Origin of the sequence: Paraburkholderia sp. J63, from assembly GCF_905220245.1 — a bacterium.
Taxonomy (GTDB): Bacteria; Pseudomonadota; Gammaproteobacteria; order Burkholderiales; family Burkholderiaceae; genus Paraburkholderia.
The window spans coordinates 1-244 of record NZ_CAJMZF010000231.1; the positions used below are offsets into that span (position 1 = coordinate 1).

Annotated in this window: 1 protein-coding gene; it reads left to right on the top strand. The window is 66.0% G+C overall.

Annotation, left to right across the window (positions count from 1 at the left end; genetic code table 11):
• Window positions 1-203: hypothetical protein (locus U5775_RS39315; protein ID WP_415913771.1), on the top strand; the 203-nt coding region annotated here is incomplete at its 5' end.
• Between the last annotated feature and the right edge of the window lie 41 nt (window positions 204-244).

Here is a 244-nt window from a genome sequence, read left to right on the forward strand (position 1 = left end):
GGGAGAGCACGGGCGCGCCCACGCCCGGCAACGCCGAGCAGTTCGCCTTGCAGGGCACTTACGCGCTCTCGAAGGGCACGCGGCTCTATTCGTTTGTCGTGCACGCCAGCCACGCAAGCCTCGGCTTTTCGAACGTCGTCAACGGCACGCTCGCGCCCGCGTCGCAGACGAGCGTCGGCCTCGGCATCGTGCATCTGTTCTGACGCCACGATTGCCCGACCCTACGCGAAACCTCTTTCACATC